The organism is Bacillus sp. L381 (assembly GCF_030284525.1).
GTDB lineage: Bacteria > Bacillota > Bacilli > Bacillales > Bacillaceae > Bacillus > Bacillus amyloliquefaciens.
Genome location: NZ_CP127224.1, coordinates 497,155 through 514,217 on the forward strand (window position 1 = coordinate 497,155; position 17,063 = coordinate 514,217).

At 46.8% G+C, this 17,063-nt stretch carries 21 protein-coding genes; 19 read left to right on the forward strand and 2 right to left on the reverse strand.

Features of this window, described 5'->3' with window-relative positions; genetic code table 11:
- Window positions 1-24: 24 nt before the first annotated feature.
- Window positions 25-918, forward strand: a complete 894-nt coding sequence (locus tag QRX25_RS02375; protein WP_115998351.1) for a cation diffusion facilitator family transporter — start codon at window positions 25-27, stop codon at window positions 916-918.
- On the opposite strand, the gene QRX25_RS02380 is transcribed toward QRX25_RS02375, so the two are convergent.
- On the reverse strand, window positions 915-1,232 hold the full coding sequence (locus tag QRX25_RS02380) for a thioredoxin family protein (protein ID WP_003156200.1): 318 nt from the start codon (window positions 1,230-1,232) through the stop codon (window positions 915-917). The genes QRX25_RS02375 and QRX25_RS02380 overlap by 4 nt on opposite strands.
- 153 nt (window positions 1,233-1,385) lie before the next feature.
- Between QRX25_RS02380 and QRX25_RS02385 the strand changes: the two genes are divergently transcribed.
- The 5 genes from QRX25_RS02385 to QRX25_RS02405 all read left to right on the forward strand — a co-directional run bounded on the left by QRX25_RS02385 (window position 1,386) and on the right by QRX25_RS02405 (window position 7,786).
- Window positions 1,386-2,471, forward strand: coding sequence for a D-alanine--D-alanine ligase (locus tag QRX25_RS02385; RefSeq protein ID WP_013351087.1), 1,086 nt, complete (start codon window positions 1,386-1,388; stop codon window positions 2,469-2,471).
- A gap of 78 nt (window positions 2,472-2,549) precedes the next feature.
- Complete coding sequence (locus QRX25_RS02390) at window positions 2,550-3,920, forward strand: UDP-N-acetylmuramoyl-tripeptide--D-alanyl-D-alanine ligase (RefSeq protein WP_115998350.1); 1,371 nt, start codon at window positions 2,550-2,552, stop codon at window positions 3,918-3,920.
- A 329-nt stretch (window positions 3,921-4,249) separates the two neighbouring features.
- Entirely contained in the window at window positions 4,250-5,734 is a 1,485-nt protein-coding gene (gene cshA / locus QRX25_RS02395) for a degradosome RNA helicase CshA (RefSeq protein ID WP_065980764.1), read from the forward strand.
- A 116-nt stretch (window positions 5,735-5,850) separates the two neighbouring features.
- Window positions 5,851-6,330 (forward strand): PH domain-containing protein, encoded by a 480-nt coding sequence (locus QRX25_RS02400; protein WP_065980765.1) that lies wholly within the window; start codon window positions 5,851-5,853, stop codon window positions 6,328-6,330.
- The gene (locus QRX25_RS02405; RefSeq protein ID WP_115998348.1) at window positions 6,320-7,786 is read left to right on the forward strand and encodes a PH domain-containing protein; all 1,467 of its coding nucleotides are present in this window, start codon (window positions 6,320-6,322) and stop codon (window positions 7,784-7,786) included. The genes QRX25_RS02400 and QRX25_RS02405 overlap by 11 nt, the downstream gene beginning before the upstream one ends.
- Here QRX25_RS02405 and QRX25_RS02410 read toward each other — a convergent pair.
- Window positions 7,783-8,382, reverse strand: coding sequence for a rhomboid family intramembrane serine protease (locus QRX25_RS02410; RefSeq protein ID WP_013351092.1), 600 nt, complete (start codon window positions 8,380-8,382; stop codon window positions 7,783-7,785). The genes QRX25_RS02405 and QRX25_RS02410 overlap by 4 nt on opposite strands.
- A gap of 92 nt (window positions 8,383-8,474) precedes the next feature.
- On the opposite strand from QRX25_RS02410, the gene acpS reads away from it, so the two are divergent.
- The 13 genes from acpS (at window position 8,475) to rsbX (ending at window position 17,022) form a co-directional block, all read left to right on the forward strand.
- Entirely contained in the window at window positions 8,475-8,840 is a 366-nt protein-coding gene (acpS, locus tag QRX25_RS02415) for a holo-ACP synthase (RefSeq protein ID WP_115998347.1), read from the forward strand.
- 164 nt (window positions 8,841-9,004) lie between these two features.
- Entirely contained in the window at window positions 9,005-10,012 is a 1,008-nt protein-coding gene (locus QRX25_RS02420; protein ID WP_065980767.1) for a LolA family protein, read from the forward strand.
- Between the two features lie 121 nt (window positions 10,013-10,133).
- Window positions 10,134-11,303: an alanine racemase gene (gene alr / locus QRX25_RS02425; protein ID WP_115998346.1), complete on the forward strand. Its 1,170-nt coding sequence runs from the start codon at window positions 10,134-10,136 to the stop codon at window positions 11,301-11,303.
- Window positions 11,304-11,421: 118 nt separating this feature from the next.
- Complete coding sequence (gene endB / locus QRX25_RS02430) at window positions 11,422-11,703, forward strand: type II toxin-antitoxin system antitoxin EndoAI (RefSeq protein ID WP_003156188.1); 282 nt, start codon at window positions 11,422-11,424, stop codon at window positions 11,701-11,703.
- A 5-nt stretch (window positions 11,704-11,708) separates the two neighbouring features.
- Window positions 11,709-12,059: a type II toxin-antitoxin system endoribonuclease NdoA gene (gene ndoA, locus QRX25_RS02435; protein WP_003156187.1), complete on the forward strand. Its 351-nt coding sequence runs from the start codon at window positions 11,709-11,711 to the stop codon at window positions 12,057-12,059.
- Window positions 12,060-12,179: 120 nt separating this feature from the next.
- Window positions 12,180-13,001 (forward strand): RsbT co-antagonist protein RsbRA, encoded by an 822-nt coding sequence (gene rsbRA, locus QRX25_RS02440; protein ID WP_065980769.1) that lies wholly within the window; start codon window positions 12,180-12,182, stop codon window positions 12,999-13,001.
- Between the two features lie 4 nt (window positions 13,002-13,005).
- Complete coding sequence (rsbS, locus tag QRX25_RS02445) at window positions 13,006-13,371, forward strand: RsbT antagonist protein RsbS (RefSeq protein WP_003156180.1); 366 nt, start codon at window positions 13,006-13,008, stop codon at window positions 13,369-13,371.
- 2 nt (window positions 13,372-13,373) lie between these two features.
- Complete coding sequence (locus QRX25_RS02450; protein WP_065980770.1) at window positions 13,374-13,775, forward strand: anti-sigma regulatory factor; 402 nt, start codon at window positions 13,374-13,376, stop codon at window positions 13,773-13,775.
- 11 nt (window positions 13,776-13,786) lie between these two features.
- The gene (locus QRX25_RS02455; RefSeq protein ID WP_013351098.1) at window positions 13,787-14,794 is read left to right on the forward strand and encodes a PP2C family protein-serine/threonine phosphatase; all 1,008 of its coding nucleotides are present in this window, start codon (window positions 13,787-13,789) and stop codon (window positions 14,792-14,794) included.
- A gap of 63 nt (window positions 14,795-14,857) precedes the next feature.
- On the forward strand, window positions 14,858-15,187 hold the full coding sequence (locus QRX25_RS02460) for an anti-sigma factor antagonist (protein WP_014469786.1): 330 nt from the start codon (window positions 14,858-14,860) through the stop codon (window positions 15,185-15,187).
- A complete protein-coding gene (gene rsbW, locus QRX25_RS02465; protein WP_003156173.1) occupies window positions 15,184-15,666 on the forward strand; it encodes an anti-sigma B factor RsbW in 483 nt (160 codons plus the stop codon). Before QRX25_RS02460 ends, rsbW begins: the two co-directional genes overlap by 4 nt.
- Window positions 15,632-16,420 carry an RNA polymerase sigma factor SigB gene (sigB, locus tag QRX25_RS02470; RefSeq protein ID WP_013351101.1) on the forward strand — a complete coding sequence of 263 codons (789 nt, stop codon included), beginning with the start codon at window positions 15,632-15,634 and terminating at the stop codon, window positions 16,418-16,420. The genes rsbW and sigB overlap by 35 nt, the downstream gene beginning before the upstream one ends.
- Complete coding sequence (rsbX, locus tag QRX25_RS02475; protein WP_065980772.1) at window positions 16,420-17,022, forward strand: phosphoserine phosphatase RsbX; 603 nt, start codon at window positions 16,420-16,422, stop codon at window positions 17,020-17,022. Before sigB ends, rsbX begins: the two co-directional genes overlap by 1 nt.
- Window positions 17,023-17,063: the final 41 nt, after the last annotated feature.

The window sequence follows — 17,063 nt, forward strand, 5'->3', positions numbered from 1 at the left end:
TGAATGAGAATGGAGGCGTCTTACATGAACGATCAAACGGCAAACTTAAAACGGGGCGAAAAAGGCGCGCTTCTCAATATCGCTGCGTACCTCATCCTTGCCGCCGTTAAACTGGTGATCGGTCTTGTTTATCATTCCGAAGCGCTCAGAGCGGACGGGTTAAATAATGCCACGGATATTGTCGCATCACTGGCTGTGCTGATCGGTCTCCGGATTTCCCAGCGCCCCGCGGACAGTGATCATGCCTATGGACATTATCGGGCTGAAACAATTTCTTCATTAATTGCGTCTTTTATTATGATGGCGGTCGGCATTGAAGTGCTGATCGGAGGAGCGAAGGCGGTTGTGAGCGGTACGGAGGCCGAGCCGAGCTTCATTGCGGCTTGGACGGCGCTCGGAAGCGCGATTGTGATGTACGGCATGTATGTATACAACAGCCGTCTGGCGGATCGGATCAAAAGTTCGGCACTTCATGCGGCGGCGAAAGACAGCCGTTCTGACGCTTATGTCAGTATTGGGGCGTTCATAGGAGTCATAACGGCCCGGTTTCATCTGCCGTGGATTGATCCGGTCATTGCTTTTCTGATCGGGATCATCATCTGCAAGACGGCATGGGACATCTTCAAAGATGCTACCCACTCATTGACGGACGGGTTTGACCTGAAAGATTTGGAGCCGTACAAACATACGGTGAAAGAAATAAAAGAAGTCAGCAGGCTGAAGGATGTGAAAGCAAGGTATTTGGGGAGCACGGTTCATGTGGAAATGGTCATTACGGTAGATCCGGGACTGTCTGTGAAGGAAGGCCATGAAGTAGCCGATGAGGTCGAATATGCAATAAAACATGAACATGATGTTACTCATGTCCATGTCCATGTAGAGCCTGAAGTCATAAACAAAGATCGGGGAACGAATTAAATATGCTGTGATAAAAACTCAGTGACTTCTTCGGGAGTTTTAGCGTTTGCGCTGTGAAGATGCGCTTTCTTTTCTCCGTTTTTAAAGATCAGAAGGCTCGGAATGCCCATCACCTGATATTTATCGGCAAGCTCAGGGAGCTCATCTCTGTTCAGCTCATACCAATCATTTTGATTATATTCTTCCAAAATATCGCCGATGAACATATTCATGCGCGTGCAGTCAGGGCACCAGTCAGCGAAAAACTTCACGATGATTTCCTTGTCGGATTGAATAAGTTCATTAAATTGTTCTGTTGTACTGATTTTTTTCATATGACACATCTCCTTTTCCATGCCATTTTAATATAAAATAAAAAGGAATTACATACAAATGCTTTCATATTCAGAATGCCCAAAAATAATTAGATCATTTTCTGAGGAAAATGATAAGATAGTAAAGATGAATTGTTGTGGGGGGAATATCCATTGAAAACAAGTCTAGGATTGGTGTACGGCGGAAAGTCAGCTGAACACAATGTATCGCTTCAGACAGCACTGGCTGTAACAAAAGCGCTTAATACTGATAAGTTTGATATACATCCGATTTACATCACGGAAAAAGGAGAATGGCAAAGAGGTCCGCTTCTGACTGAACCGGTTTCCAACGTGAAAATGCTGCAGCTGGAACAAAATGGTGAAAGTTTCGCTCTTTCCGCATTGAACCGGGAAATGTTTCCTGAAGCGTCGGCTGATGAAAAGGCGCCGATTGACGTCGTTTTCCCGCTTCTCCACGGACCGAACGGTGAGGACGGCACGATCCAGGGGCTTCTTGAATTGCTGAACGTTCCTTATGTCGGCAACGGAGTGCTTGCATCATCAGCGGGCATGGATAAAGTCATCATGAAGCATTTGTTCGCTCAAGCGGGGCTTCCGCAGGCGAAGTACGCCGCTTTCTTAAAAAAAGATTGGAAACAGACTCCGGACAGCTGCTTACAGCAGGTTGAAGAGGAACTGGGGTATCCGTGCTTTGTCAAACCGGCGAACCTCGGTTCAAGTGTCGGAATCAGCAAATGCCGAAACCGTGAAGAGCTTGAAAAAGCCTTTGAACTGGCTTTTGAGTATGACCGGAAAATTGTTGTGGAAGAAGGAATCGCCGGCAGAGAAATTGAAATCGGCGTGCTCGGAAATGACGAACCGAAATGCTCCGCCGTCGGTGAAATCGCGCCAAAAACCGATTTTTACGACTACAAAGCGAAATACGAAGACGGCGACACGGATTTAATGATTCCCGCGCAAGTGACGGATGAACAATACGCGGAAATCAGCGAGATGGCGATTAAAGCTTTCAAAGCGATTGACGGCTCAGGCCTTGTCCGCGCCGATTTCTTCCTGACCAATGACGGTCAAGTGCTCATTAACGAAGTGAACACAATGCCGGGCTTTACGCCATTCAGCATGTTCCCGCTGCTATGGAAAGAAGCAGGCGTAGATTACAGTGATCTGATTGAACAGCTGGTTGAGCTGGCAAAAGAGCGCCATGCCGAGAAACAGCTGATTAAACATACATTTTAATGAAGACGGACACTGCCTGTAAGGGGGCAGTGTCTTTTCCCGTAACAGACAACATTTTCAGAAAGCGAGGTGCCACCTTTGATAAAGCGAACTGTAAAACGAATCGCAGACATGGTCAAAGGCACACTGACAAATCCTGTATTTGAACAAACAATGATTGAGGGCGCCGCAACCGATACGCGGACTTTGGAAAAAAATCAGCTGTTCATCCCTTTAAAAGGCGAGCATTTTAACGGCCACACCTTTGTGCCGCAAGCCTTCGAAAAAGGCGTTTCCGCCGTATTGTGGGACCGCTCCGAACCAAATCCGCCGAAAGATCGTGCTGTCATCCTTGTCGATGACACGCTGGAGGCGCTGCAAAAATTGGCAAAAGCTTATTTAGAAGAGCTCGGCACACGGGTCATCGGGGTGACCGGAAGCAACGGAAAAACGACAACAAAAGACATGCTTCACGCCGTCCTCGGCACTCAATACCGCGTTCACAAAACCGCCGGCAATTTTAATAACCATATCGGCCTGCCGCTGACCGTGCTTGCCATGCCTGAGGATACGGAAATTGCCGTTTTAGAAATGGGAATGAGCGCGAGAGGCGAAATTGATTTTCTGAGCCGCCTTGCTGAACCGGAAGCGGCCGTCATTACCAATATCGGCGAATCCCACATGCAGGATTTAGGCTCAAGAGAAGGAATTGCAGAGGCAAAACTTGAAATTATAAACGGACTTCGGGAAGACGGCGTGCTGTTTTATTTCGGGGATGAGCCGCTGCTGCGCGAAAAGGCGTACACTTGCCGGACAACGACATACGGCGAAGGTGCGGACAATGACCTCCGCTTGAAAGAAATAAAGCAGGCGGAAGAAGGCACATATTTCAGTATCGACGGTATTGATCGGTCTTTCTTTATTCCCGTTCTCGGCCGGCATAATGTGATGAACGCCATGGGCGCATACGCCGCCGGCATCTATTTCGGCATTACGCCGGAAAATGCAGCTCTGGGACTGAGCCGCCTGAAGGTGACGGGAATGAGATTGGAACTGGTCAAAACGGAAAACGGCATCTCAATCGTAAACGACGCCTATAATGCGAGCCCGACGTCAATGAAAGCGGCGATCGAATTAATCGAAACGATGAAAGGCTATCGAAAGAAAATGCTTGTTCTCGGTGATATGCTTGAACTCGGTGATGAAGAAAAAGCGTTCCACGAAGAATGCGGGGCCGCGATCAATCCGGCGGAAATCGACCATGTGTTTACTTACGGCACTCTCGGTGCATTCATTGCTGACGGAGCACGCAAACATTTTGAAGAGGACCGCGTCAGCCATTATCTTGATAAAAAAGAACTGCTGCACGCCATCCGGGAAAATGCCGCTTCCGGCGATCTCCTTCTGTTTAAAGCATCAAGAGGTATGAAGCTTGAAGAAACCGTTAAAGATTTATTAGAGAAGAACTGAAGAAATACTGATCAGCATCATAAAAATCAGCAAAAATGAAGAAACTAATTCAGGGTGAAATAATTCTGTCCGTATGAAAAAGAATTACCGACGGCTGGAAAATCCCGCCCGGCGCGGGGTCCGGCGTCAATGCGGGAAGAATCCGGTCAGGCCGCTTCCGGCCGCCTGACCATCTCGCCTTATTGAAAAACACATAGTGTAATGGTAAGATTAAACGTAAAGTAATTCGGGCTTTGTATACGTATGATCCTGTCCTTTACATGGAAGGACAGTTTTTAGTGGTAAATCACGACATTACTGAAACAGCAATCAGAAGGAGTTTGAATAATTTGACTATAACGTTTCAAGATTTCCAATTAAGTTCTGATCTCATGAAAGCAATCAATCGTATGGGATTTGAAGAAGCAACACCGATTCAGGCACAAACGATTCCGCTCGGACTTTTAAATAAAGATGTCATCGGACAAGCGCAAACAGGTACAGGTAAAACAGCTGCGTTCGGTATACCCCTTGTTGAAAAAATGAACCCCGAGTCTCCTAATATTCAAGCAATCGTAATCGCGCCAACCCGTGAATTAGCCATTCAAGTATCTGAAGAGTTATATAAAATCGGACAAGATAAGCGTGCGAAAGTGCTGCCTATTTACGGCGGTCAGGATATCGGACGTCAAATCCGCGCATTGAAGAAAAACCCGCATATTATCGTAGGTACGCCGGGACGTCTTCTTGACCATATCAACCGCCGCACGATCCGTTTAAACAACGTGAATACGGTTGTCATGGATGAGGCCGATGAAATGCTGAACATGGGATTCATTGATGATATCGAATCTATTCTCTCTAACGTGCCGAGCGAGCACCAAACGCTCTTATTCTCAGCAACAATGCCTGCGCCGATCAAACGGATCGCAGAGCGTTTCATGACTGAGCCGGAGCACGTAAAAGTAAAAGCGAAAGAAATGACTGTGTCCAACATTCAGCAGTTCTACTTGGAAGTGCAAGAACGCAAAAAATTCGACACGCTGACTCGTCTTCTTGACATTCAGTCTCCGGAACTTGCGATCGTATTCGGCCGTACAAAACGCCGTGTTGACGAATTAGCGGAAGCTCTGAACCTTCGCGGATATGCGGCTGAAGGAATTCACGGCGACTTAACGCAGGCGAAGCGTATGGTAGCGCTCCGCAAGTTTAAAGAAGGTGCGATCGAAGTGCTTGTAGCGACTGACGTTGCTGCCCGCGGACTTGATATTTCAGGCGTTACCCACGTTTACAACTTTGACGTGCCTCAAGATCCTGAAAGCTACGTTCACCGTATCGGAAGAACGGGCCGCGCAGGAAAAACGGGTATGGCGATGACGTTTATCACACCGCGTGAGAAAAGCATGCTTCGCGCAATTGAACAGACGACAAAACGCAAAATGGACCGCATGAAAGAGCCGACGCTTGACGAAGCATTAGAAGGACAGCAGCAGGTGACGGTTGACCGTCTGCGCACGACGATCAGCGAAAACAACCTGAACTTCTACATGACGGCAGCTGCGGAACTGTTAGAAGATCATGATGCAGTGACAGTTGTGGCTGCAGCCATTAAAATGGCGACTAAAGAGCCGGACAGCACGCCTGTACGCCTCACTGATGAAGCGCCGATGATCAGCAAACGCTATAAAAACCAGCGTACTTCTAAGCGCAGAGACGGCCAAGGCGGCGGCTACCGCGGCGGCAAAGGGAAAAGCAACAACCGTTCTTCCTACGATAAAAAACGTTCAAACGACCGCCGTTCTTCAGGTGACCGACGCCAGAAAAAATCATACTAAGACACAGAAAGCGGACCCTTCTACGGGGTCCGCTTTTTTTCGATATGCCGGAAAGTGAATCTTTTTTGCAAATCAGCCGTATTTGTATGTATGATAAAAAATGGGAGGTAGGTATATTGAGAGCACAGCCAAAAAATCGAATCAGTCCAAGCGGCTTAAGAGTCTGGCGTCTTCAGGAAGTCATCTTGTCCGCCGTTTGTCTTCTAGCCGTCATAGCAGCAGCTGTTTTAAGCCATTTCTTCCATTGGCCGTATTGGATCACAGGAGTCCTCGGCATCATTTGGATTATCGGTTCAGTGATATCCATCTATGCCATACCGAAAATCAGGCACAGGATATGGCGTTATGAAGTCCATGAAAATGAAATAGATATTCAATCCGGCATTTTTATTGTCAAACGGGTCATTGTGCCGATGGTGAGGGTGCAGCACGTAGACACTTCACAAGGCCCGCTCCTCAGAAAATACCGGCTGGCCTCAGTCAAAATCTCCACGGCGGCAACCGTTCATTCCATTCCGGCGCTTGATATGGAGGAAGCTGACCGGCTGAGGGATTCCATTTCCCGTCTGGCAAGGGTGACGGAAGATGATGTCTGAACCGAAACGTCTGCACCCGGCGGCCGTGATTTTGAACTTATTCCATATTATTATCGAAACCATTAAAAACATTATTCTTCCTTTTTTTCTCGTCTATATCGTCAATTCCAACCATTTCATCCGCTTTTATGGCGGCATTGCGCTCGCCGTTCTGCTGATCTGGCTGATTACAGCAAGTGTGATCGAGTGGAGAAAGTTCACGTATCGGATTGAAGACGGAGAATTCAGGATTGAAGAAGGCTTATTTTTTACGAAAAAAAGATACATCTCCATTGACCGGATTCAATCAATGAATACGAGTGCCGGCGTCGTTCAGCAGCTTTTTAAGCTTGTGAAGCTGCAAATCGAAACGGCCGGCGACGGGAAAAATGCCGAGGCCGTCTTATCCGCGATTACTGTGGACGAGGCGGAACGGATCAGAGCGGCTGTTTTTCAGCAAAAAGCCGAGCAAGAAGAGCACCGGGAAACTGCAGCGGAGCAGGAGCCCGTGCGTGAGGATGATGTGCAATCCGTCTACCGCCTGTCTTTAGGTGAGCTGCTCATGGCCGCCTCAACATCCGGAGGAATCGGTGTCATCATCTCAGCGGTATTCGCCCTCATCTCTCAGATTGATGAAGTATTTCCGATGGACTGGCTCTATGACAGGTTTTCTTTTCTCAAGCATGCGAGCATCGGCATTTACGCCGTGATTATTTTCGTGGGCTTGTTCATCGCCTGGCTGTTAAGCATCGCCGGTATGATGATCAAGCATGCGAACTTTAAAATAGAGAAAAAGGAACATGAATTGGTCATTACCAGAGGAATTATTGAGAAGCATCAAGTGACGATCCCGCTCCGTAAAATCCAAGCCATCAAAATTAAAGAAAATGTCATCAGACAGTTATTCGGCTACGCGACGGTTGCGATTGTCAGCGCCGGCAGTGCGGGGAATGAGAAAGAAGGCGCTCAGACGATTCTGTTTCCGATCATCAGCAAATCAAGGCTCGGTGTGATGCTCAAGGATTTTACGCCGGATTACGTGCTGGACGAAAATCGGCATCATTTGCCGAAGAGATCGCTGCGCCGATATTTATTCCGCTCCGTTATCTTCTCGGTTTTCGTGATCATTCCGCTTTGTATTCTGTTTAAACCGTGGGGATATGCATCGCTGCTTGTGCTTCCCGCCGAACTGGTGCTGGGCTATGCCTCGTTTAGGAGTGCGTCATGGTGCTTAAACGGCGGCCGGCTGCAGATCACCACGAGGCTGATCGGGAAGACGACCACGATTATGCTGAGAAGAAGAATGCAGATGTTCGAAGTCAGCCGGTCCTTTCTGCAAAAAAGAAGACGGCTCGCATCCGTGGCTACAGCGGTGAAATCAGCTCACCACATGGAGCATGTCATGCTGAGGGATGTCAGCGAGGAAGATGCCGAACGCATCAGGCGCTGGTATTCATATGAAAAAGCGGACGGTTAATACCGCCGCTTTTTTTGCTGCACGCATAAAAAAGAAAGCAAAAATCCGCCTGCCAGTCCGAACAAATGCGCCATAATGTTAATATTAGAATTGATAAACGTCGACAGTACCGCAATGACAAGCAGGGTCATAATCATTTTCGACTGGTCCCGGCCGATCAGTTCCTTGCGGAAAACAGTCAGAAACACATACACGCCGAAAAGTCCGAAGATCGCGCCTGATGCGCCGACATGCACATAATCAAGCGGTTCGACAAGATACGTGCCGATATTGCCGATGATGCCTGATGCGATGTACACAATCAGAAAGCGGACTTTTCCGAGCATTTGCTCAAGCGGGGGCGCGAATAAAAAGAGAGACATGGAGTTAAACAGAAGGTGGGTGAAATTCGCGTGTAAAAACATCGGTGTCACCAGCCGCCACCATTCTCCTTCGGCAACGCCGTAATTATAGCCGGTCACTGCATCTGACCACATCATGACGGAATGAAGCGGCAGGCTGAAAAACAGCCACAAGAACGCCTGCAGCGCCAAAATACAGCTGACGGCCGGATAACGTCTGATAAAAGTCTGGAAATTTTCCGTTCGTATAAACATCGCAAGCCCCTTTGCATCTGATTTGTTACATATATAGTAACACGTTTATGACATAAACCGTTTTTTAGTACGGACTTTTAGGAGGAATTCACATGATTTTCGGAATCGGAATCGACATCGTTGAACTGTACAGAATTGAAAACATGCTCAGCCGGCAGACGAGGTTTCCGCAAAGAATATTGACGGAGGCTGAATACGCCCGTTTTACACAGCTGTCAAACAAAAGGAAAATTGAATTTCTCGCGGGAAGGTTTGCGGCAAAAGAAGCCTTTTCGAAAGCATACGGCACAGGAATCGGCAAAGAGCTCAGTTTTCAGGATATTGAAATCGGGAAGGACCCGGCGGGAAAGCCTGTGCTGACCTGCGCCAAGCTGGACGGCGCGGCACTTCACGTCTCCATTACCCATACAAAAGAATACGCTGCGGCGCAGGTCGTGATTGAAAGGTTGTCACGCTAGTCTGCATATTAGCCGAAACCCCTTCATATATTTGATAGTGCATTAAGGGAGACAAGTTGTTTGAGGCTTTTATGGTACGCGTCCGGCCGTTCAGGGCGTACCGTTAAAGTCAAACAAGCGATTTCTTCCCTTTACATCAATTGAGAAGAAGGGGTTGAAAAAAGGTGAGAAAAAGCTTTGTTTTGCTTTTAACGGGACTGCTTGCCGTCCTTATTCTTTCGGCCTGCGGCCAAAAATCACAGGAAGATATTGTGAACGGTTTAGATAAGAAGGCGAAAGAATACACCTCGTACAAGGCGAAAGCCAAAATGACCATTCAAACGGGGAGTGATCCGCAAGTATACAATGTGGAAATCTGGCATAAAAAACCTTCTCTGTACCGGGTCTATCTGGAAAATCCGAAAAAAGACCAAAACCAAGTCATTTTGCGGAACGCCAACGGAGTATTTGTCCTCACGCCGTCTTTAAATAAGAGCTTCAGATTTCAAAGCGACTGGCCGAATAACAGCAGTCAGGTATATTTGTTCGAATCACTTGTAAAGGATGTGCAAAGTGACAAAGACGCCGTCTATTCCGCCAAAGATAAAAAGTACACTTTTGAAACGAAAACAAACTATCAGCACAACAAAATGCTGCCGACGCAAGAAATCACTTTCAACAAAAAGGACATGAGCCCGTCGCTCGTCAAAGTCATGGATACAGACCGGAAAGTGATGGTGAAAGTCGAATTCAAAAGCTTTGAATTCAACAAACCGTTTGACAAAGATTCTTTTGACGAGAAGAAAAATATGACGCTTTCCCAGATGGACGTCGCCACAAGCGCCAAGCCGTCTGATTCATTTGCGGTAAAAACTCCGCTTCAAGTGCCGGCCGGCGTCAAAAAGCTTGAAGAAAAAGATATTTCAACAGCGGACGGCAAACGGATCGTCATGACATACGGCGGGGAAAAATCATTCACGCTCATTCAGGAAAAAGCCCAAATCGCAAAAGCCGCCTCTGCCGTCACGCTGAACGGCGAACCGGTTAATCTCGGCTTCACGGTCGCCGCGCTGTCTGATACGTCTTTAACATGGACATATGACGGAGTCGATTATCTCCTGTCATCGAAGGATCTTACCAAAGACGAAATGGTGGCAGCCGCCAAAAGCATGCAGGGACAGTCATCAAAATAACGTCAAAAAAGAGGCCGCCGCTGTCGGTCTCTTTCTTTTTTTGATTCCATTTCACTTTGCAGAACAATTTTAGTATGATAATAACAATATGGATTGAAAATAACGCTAGGAAGTGTATCGAGTGAACACAGCATCCTTTTACAGAGATACGTGGGCGGAAATCAACCTGTCTGCGATTAAAGAAAATATTACACATATGAAAAAACACATCGGCGAAAACGTCCATCTCATGGCGGTTGTAAAGGCGAACGCGTACGGCCACGGAGATTTGGAAGTCGGGAAAGCCGCGCTTGAAGCGGGTGCCTCTTGTCTTGCCGTTGCCATACTGGATGAAGCGATCTCATTGAGAAAACGTGGCATCACAGCGCCGATTCTCGTGCTTGGCGCCGTGCCGCCCGAATATGTACAAGCAGCTGCCGAATATGACGTAACACTGACGGGATATTCTGTTGAATGGCTTCAGGAAGCTGCGCGCCACCTCGGAAGTGAAACAGTGCCGTTTCACCTGAAAGTCGATACCGGCATGAACAGACTCGGGGTCAAAACGGAGGAAGAAATCCAAAGCGTATTAAAAATCCTCAGCCAAAACCCGGGTTTAGTCTGTAAAGGCGTTTTTACCCATTTTGCTACCGCGGATGAAAAAAACAGGGATTATTTCCTCTTCCAATTTGAGCGCTTTAAAAGATTGATTGCTCCGCTTCCGTTAAAGGAATTGATGGTGCATTGCGCGAACAGCGCTGCCGGCCTTCGTCTTAAAAAAGGCTTCTTTAACGCGGTTCGTTTCGGCATCGGTATGTACGGGCTTCGTCCTTCTGCCGACATTCAAAACGAAATTCCGTTTCAATTAAAGCCGGCTTTTACGCTGCACTCTGTTTTGTCCCATGTAAAAAAGATCCGCAAAGGGGAAAGCGTCAGCTACGGCGCAACATATACGGCAGAGAAGGATCAATGGATCGGAACCGTTCCCATCGGCTATGCAGACGGCTGGCTCCGCAAGCTGAGCGGTACGGCTGTGCTGATCGACGGCAGGCGGATGAACATTGCGGGAAGAATCTGCATGGACCAATTGATGGTCGAACTGGACCAATCTTATCCGCCGGGCACCAAAGTCACCCTGATCGGCAGCCAGAAGGAAGAAACGATTACGATGGACGAAATCGCCGGGCGGCTTGAGACGATTAATTACGAGATCCCTTGTACGATTAGTTCCCGCGTTCCCCGTATGTTTTTGGAAAATGAGAGTATAATGGAAGTAAGAAATCCTTTACTGCAAGAAAATACAAGTAAGTAGCCGTCATCCGGAAAAAGAGAATTTATAAAACAGCTTTGCTTGACGTTTGAATAATGGTATCATTATGTCTGGATGGATAATTGGTCGTATCCGTAAGTTTGGTGGAGGTGTATGTTTTTTGTCTGAATCCAGCGCAAGAACCGAAATGAAAATCAGCTTGCCTGAAAACTTAGTAGCTGAATTGGATGGTGTAGCGATGCGGGAGAAACGAAGCAGAAACGAACTGATATCACAGGCAGTGAGAGCGTATGTCAGCGAACGGACAACTCGCCATAACCGTGATTTGATGAGACGCGGGTATATGGAAATGGCGAAAATCAACTTGAATATTTCTTCTGAGGCTCACTATGCTGAGTGCGAAGCAGAAACGACGGTTGAGCGCTTAGTCAGCGGAGGATAATCATTTTGATTGTAAAGCGCGGCGATGTTTATTTTGCTGATTTATCTCCTGTTGTTGGCTCAGAGCAAGGCGGCGTACGCCCGGTTTTAGTGATCCAGAATGATATCGGAAATCGCTTTAGCCCCACTGCTATTGTTGCAGCCATAACAGCCCAAATACAGAAAGCGAAATTACCAACCCACGTCGAAATTGATGCAAAACGCTACGGTTTTGAAAGAGATTCCGTTATTTTGCTGGAGCAAATTCGGACGATTGACAAGCAAAGATTAACGGATAAAATAACTCATCTGGATGATGAAATGATGGATAAGGTTGATGAAGCCCTGCAAATCAGTTTGGCACTCATTGATTTTTAGTCATATTTTTCTGGTTGCTCATATAGAGCAACTTTTTTTGTTTTCGAAAAACATTAGCGCTATAATAAAGAGATAATCAAACAAAATATGTTGTTTTGTGTCGGGAGGTCAGCGAAACCCATGTCGAATCAGAAAGTGTATCAGTTCATTATTGATCAGCATGATGAACTGCTTGATACTTGGACATCCAAATTAAAAGAAGTAGGCAATCAGGAAGATTATCAGCTTACGTATCACATATCCGAAAATATCTGCAAAGACTATATAGACATTCTTTTATTATCGACAAAAAATGACGAAGCTGCGGAAGAGCAGATCAGCCAGCTCGCTCTGCGCGCCGTTCAGCTCGGCCTGTCATTGAAACTTCTTTCAGTGACCCTGTCAGAGTTTTGGAAGCTGCTTTACGAAACGATGGTTGACCATGAGATGGCCGACCAGGACAGAGCAGAATTGATTCTGGAAATAGACAGCTTTTTCAGTCCGATCAACACGGAAATTTTAAATCAGTATTCCATCTCTTGGGAAAAAACAGTTTCTCTGCAAAAAATCGCGCTGCAGGAACTATCGGCTCCGCTGATCCCGGTATTTGAGCATGTAACCGTCATGCCGCTTGTCGGGACGATTGATACGGAGCGTGCGAAACAAATCATGGAAAATCTGTTAAACGGCGTCGTGAAGCACCGTTCACAGGTTGTCTTAATTGACATTACGGGCGTGCCGGTCGTTGATACGATGGTGGCGCACCATATTATCCAGGCATCAGAAGCGGTGCGGCTTGTCGGCGCGAAATGCCTGCTCGTCGGAATCCGTCCGGAAATCGCGCAGACGATCGTTAACCTGGGAATTGATTTGTCGCAGGTTATTACGAAGAATACCCTTCAAAAAGGAATTCAAACAGCGCTTGAAATGACAAATCGAAAAATCGTTTCATTGGGGGAATAACATTGTGAGACATCCAAAAATCCCGATCCTGAAACTGTATAATTGCTTATTGGTATCCATCCAATGGGAGCTTGACGATCAGACTGCTCTGCATTTTCAAGAAGACCTGCTGAACAAAATCTATGAAACTGGCGCAAACGGGGTCGTCATTGACCTGACATCCGTCGACATGATCGATTCATTTATCGCGAAAGTGCTCGGCGATGTCATTACCATGTCAAAATTGATGGGCGCAAAGGTCGTATTGACGGGAATTCAGCCGGCTGTAGCGGTCACATTGATAGAACTCGGAATCTCACTTGAGGAAATCGAAACGGCGCTCGACTTAGAGCAGGGGCTTGAGACATTGAAGCGGGAATTGGGGGAATAGCGATGAACGACCAATCCTGTGTGAAAATCATGACAGAATGGGATATCGTAGCCGCCAGACAGCTTGGCCGCAACGTTGCGAAGGAATTAGGCTTCGGCACGGTGGATCAGGCCAGAATCACGACGGCTATCTCAGAATTGGCCAGAAATATCTACTTATATGCCGGCAAGGGCCAGGTCAGCATAGAACAAGTAAACGACAGAGGAAAAAAAGGCCTTAAAATCATAGCAGAAGACAAAGGACCCGGAATCGCGGACATCCGTAAAGTGATGGAAGACGGCTTTTCAACGTCAGGCGGACTGGGAGCGGGCCTTCCGGGCGTGAAAAGGCTGATGGACGAATTCAGCCTGCAATCTGTTGAAGAGGAAGGAACAGAGATTCAAGCCGTGAAATGGCTTCGGTAGGAGGTTAGAACGTGGATTTCAGGGAGGTTATAGAGCAGCGGTACCATCAGCTGCTTAGCCGTTATATAGCCGAATTAACAGAAACATCTTTATATCAAGCTCAAAAATTCAGCCGAAAAACGATTGAACATCAAGTTCCCCCGGAGGAAATTATCAGCATCCACCGGAAAGTAGTAAAAGAACTGTATCCGGATCTGCCGGAAGATGTTTTTCATTCGCTGGATTTTTTAATAGAAGTCATGATTGGCTACGGGATGGCTTATCAGGAGCACCAAAGTCTGAGAGATATCCAGCAGGAGATTCGTTCAGAAATTGAAATTGCCGCAAATGTTCAGCAGACGCTGCTCGGCACAAAAATTCCTGAGGAAGAAGAGCTGGATATCGGGGCGATCAGCGTTCCCGCCAAACAGATGAGCGGGGACTATTATCACTTTGTCAAAGACAAGGAATCGATTAACATCGCGATAGCCGATGTCATCGGAAAAGGAATACCCGCCGCATTGTGCATGTCGATGATTAAGTATGCCATGGATTCTCTTCCGGAGATCGGCATTCACCCCTCCCAAGTGCTGAAAAATCTTAACCGCGTTGTAGAACAGAACGTGGATTCAAGTATGTTTATCACCATGTTTTACGCAAACTACAATATGAAGAGTCACCAATTTACCTATGCTTCTGCGGGGCATGAACCGGGCTTCTACTACTCTGAAAAAGAAAAAAAGTTTAATGACCTGGAGGCAAAAGGATTGGTGCTCGGAATTTCTCAGGATTTTGATTACAGCCAATACGAACAGCACCTGGACGAAGGAGACATGATCGTTCTTTTTTCTGACGGCGTCACCGAATGCCGTACCGAAAACGGTTTCCTGGAGCGCGGCGACATTCAACGAATGCTGGAAGAACATATGGACTGCTCCGCGCAGGATATGGTCAAAAATATTTACGACAGCCTGCTGAGACTTCAGGATTTTCAGCTTCATGACGATTTTACGTTAATTGTTCTGAAAAGAAAGGTTTAGAAAAACGGCAGCGCGGGTAAAAAGCCATTAGCACGAGTAAGGAAAACTTTCAGAGGTGATACGATGAATTTAACAGTAGATATGAAGGAAAATCTTTCAGATATACAAATCAATATCGCTGGAGAAATTGATGTATACTCAGCTCCGGTGGTTCGTGAAAAGCTGATGCCCCTGGCTAACGAGGGGAAAAACATGAGAATCTGCTTAAAAGATGTGAACTATATGGACAGTACGGGTTTAGGCATTTTTGTAGGCGTGTTTAAAACGGTGAGCAAGGAAGGCGGTTCTTTGAAGCTTGAGAATCTTTCCGAAAGGCTCGTCCGTCTGTTTGAAATTACGGGGCTTAAGGACATCATCGATATTTCGGCAAAGTCAGAAGGTGGCGTGCAATGAGTACATCAGTTGATTATATAGAGATGAAAATTCCGGCCGAACCGGAATATGTAGGAATCGTCAGGCTTACGTTATCAGGTGTGGCCAGCAGAATGGGCTATACCTATGATGACATTGAAGATTTGAAAATCGCTGTCAGTGAAGCTTGTACAAACGCTGTCCAGCATGCATACAAAGATGAGAATAAGGGAGAAGTATCCGTGCGGTTCGGTGTGTTTGAGGATCGGCTGGAGGTCATTGTCGCCGATCAGGGAGACAGCTTTGATTTTGATCAAAAGCAGCAGGATCTCGGGCCGTACACACCTTCGCACACAGTCGATCAATTGTCAGAAGGAGGGCTCGGTCTATATTTAATGGAAACGCTCATGGATGAAGTCAAAGTTCAAAGCAACTCTGGCGTAACCGTTGCGATGACAAAGTATTTAAATGGGGAGCGAGTTGATCATGGCACAACCATCAAAAACTACGAAACTAACTAAAGATGAAGTTGATCGGCTCATACTCGACTTTCAAATACATGATAATAAAGAAGCCCAGGAAACACTTGTCGAGGTGTATACCAATCTCGTCGAAATGCTGGCAAAGAAATATTCAAAAGGAAAAAGCTTTCACGAAGATCTCCGCCAGGTCGGGATGATCGGGCTTCTCGGTGCCATTAAACGGTATGACCCCGAGGTCGGCAAATCCTTTGAAGCATTTGCAATCCCGACCATCATCGGTGAGATCAAACGCTTCCTCAGAGATAAAACATGGAGCGTACATGTTCCGAGACGGATTAAAGAACTCGGCCCCCGCATAAAAATGGCGGTGGATCAGCTGACGACAGAGACACAGCGGTCGCCGAAAGTCGAAGAAATCGCGGCCTTTCTCGATGTATCAGAAGAGGAAGTGCTGGAAACGATGGAGATGGGAAAAAGCTATCAGGCGCTGTCTGTCGATCACAGCATCGAAGCGGATGCGGACGGAAGCACCGTCACGATTCTTGATATCGTCGGTTCGCAGGAGGAAGGTTACGAACGCGTTAACCAGCAGATGATGATCAAAAGCGTGCTTCATGTGCTGTCCGACCGCGAAAAACAAATTATCGATCTAACTTTTGTGCAAAATAAAAGCCAAAAAGAAACAGGGGACATTCTCGGAATATCTCAAATGCACGTCTCGCGCCTGCAGCGGAAAGCGGTGAAAAAACTGAGAGAGGCCTTGATTGGAGATCCCTCCATGGAGCTAATGTAATGATTCAGGTTGAAGAAAATGAACATGTTCAAACTCTTGTATACCAATTAAATAAAGAAGGCAAGTCCATATGCGGCGACAGCTTTTTTATAAAGGCGAATGAAGAGGAATTAGTCTGCGCGGTAGCGGACGGTCTCGGCAGCGGATCTCTTGCCAACGAATCCTCGTCGGCCATTAAAGACATCGTTGAGACGTATGCAGATGAGGATGTAGAAAGCATCATTGAGCGCTGCAATCAAGCGATGAGAAACAAAAGAGGGGCGACTGCCTCCATCTTGAAATTCAATTTCACCAAAAGGGAACTGACATACTGTTCGATCGGGAACGTCCGTTTCTTTCTGCATTCCCCATCAGGCGAAGTCTTTCATCCGCTGCCGATCTCAGGCTACCTTTCAGGCAAACCGCAGAAGTACAAAACGTATACCTCATCATATGAAAAAGGGGCAACATTCATCGTCTATACAGATGGGCTGGAGGTTCCGCATATCCGCACCTGCTTAAAGCAGGGACACTCAATAGAAGATATATCAAAATCACTTCATCCATACACAACATCCAGACGTGATGATTTGACCTATATTCTCGGGCAGCTTTTATCGTAAGGCTGCTTTTTTATGTTCCGCCGTTTTTTGATACACTAGAG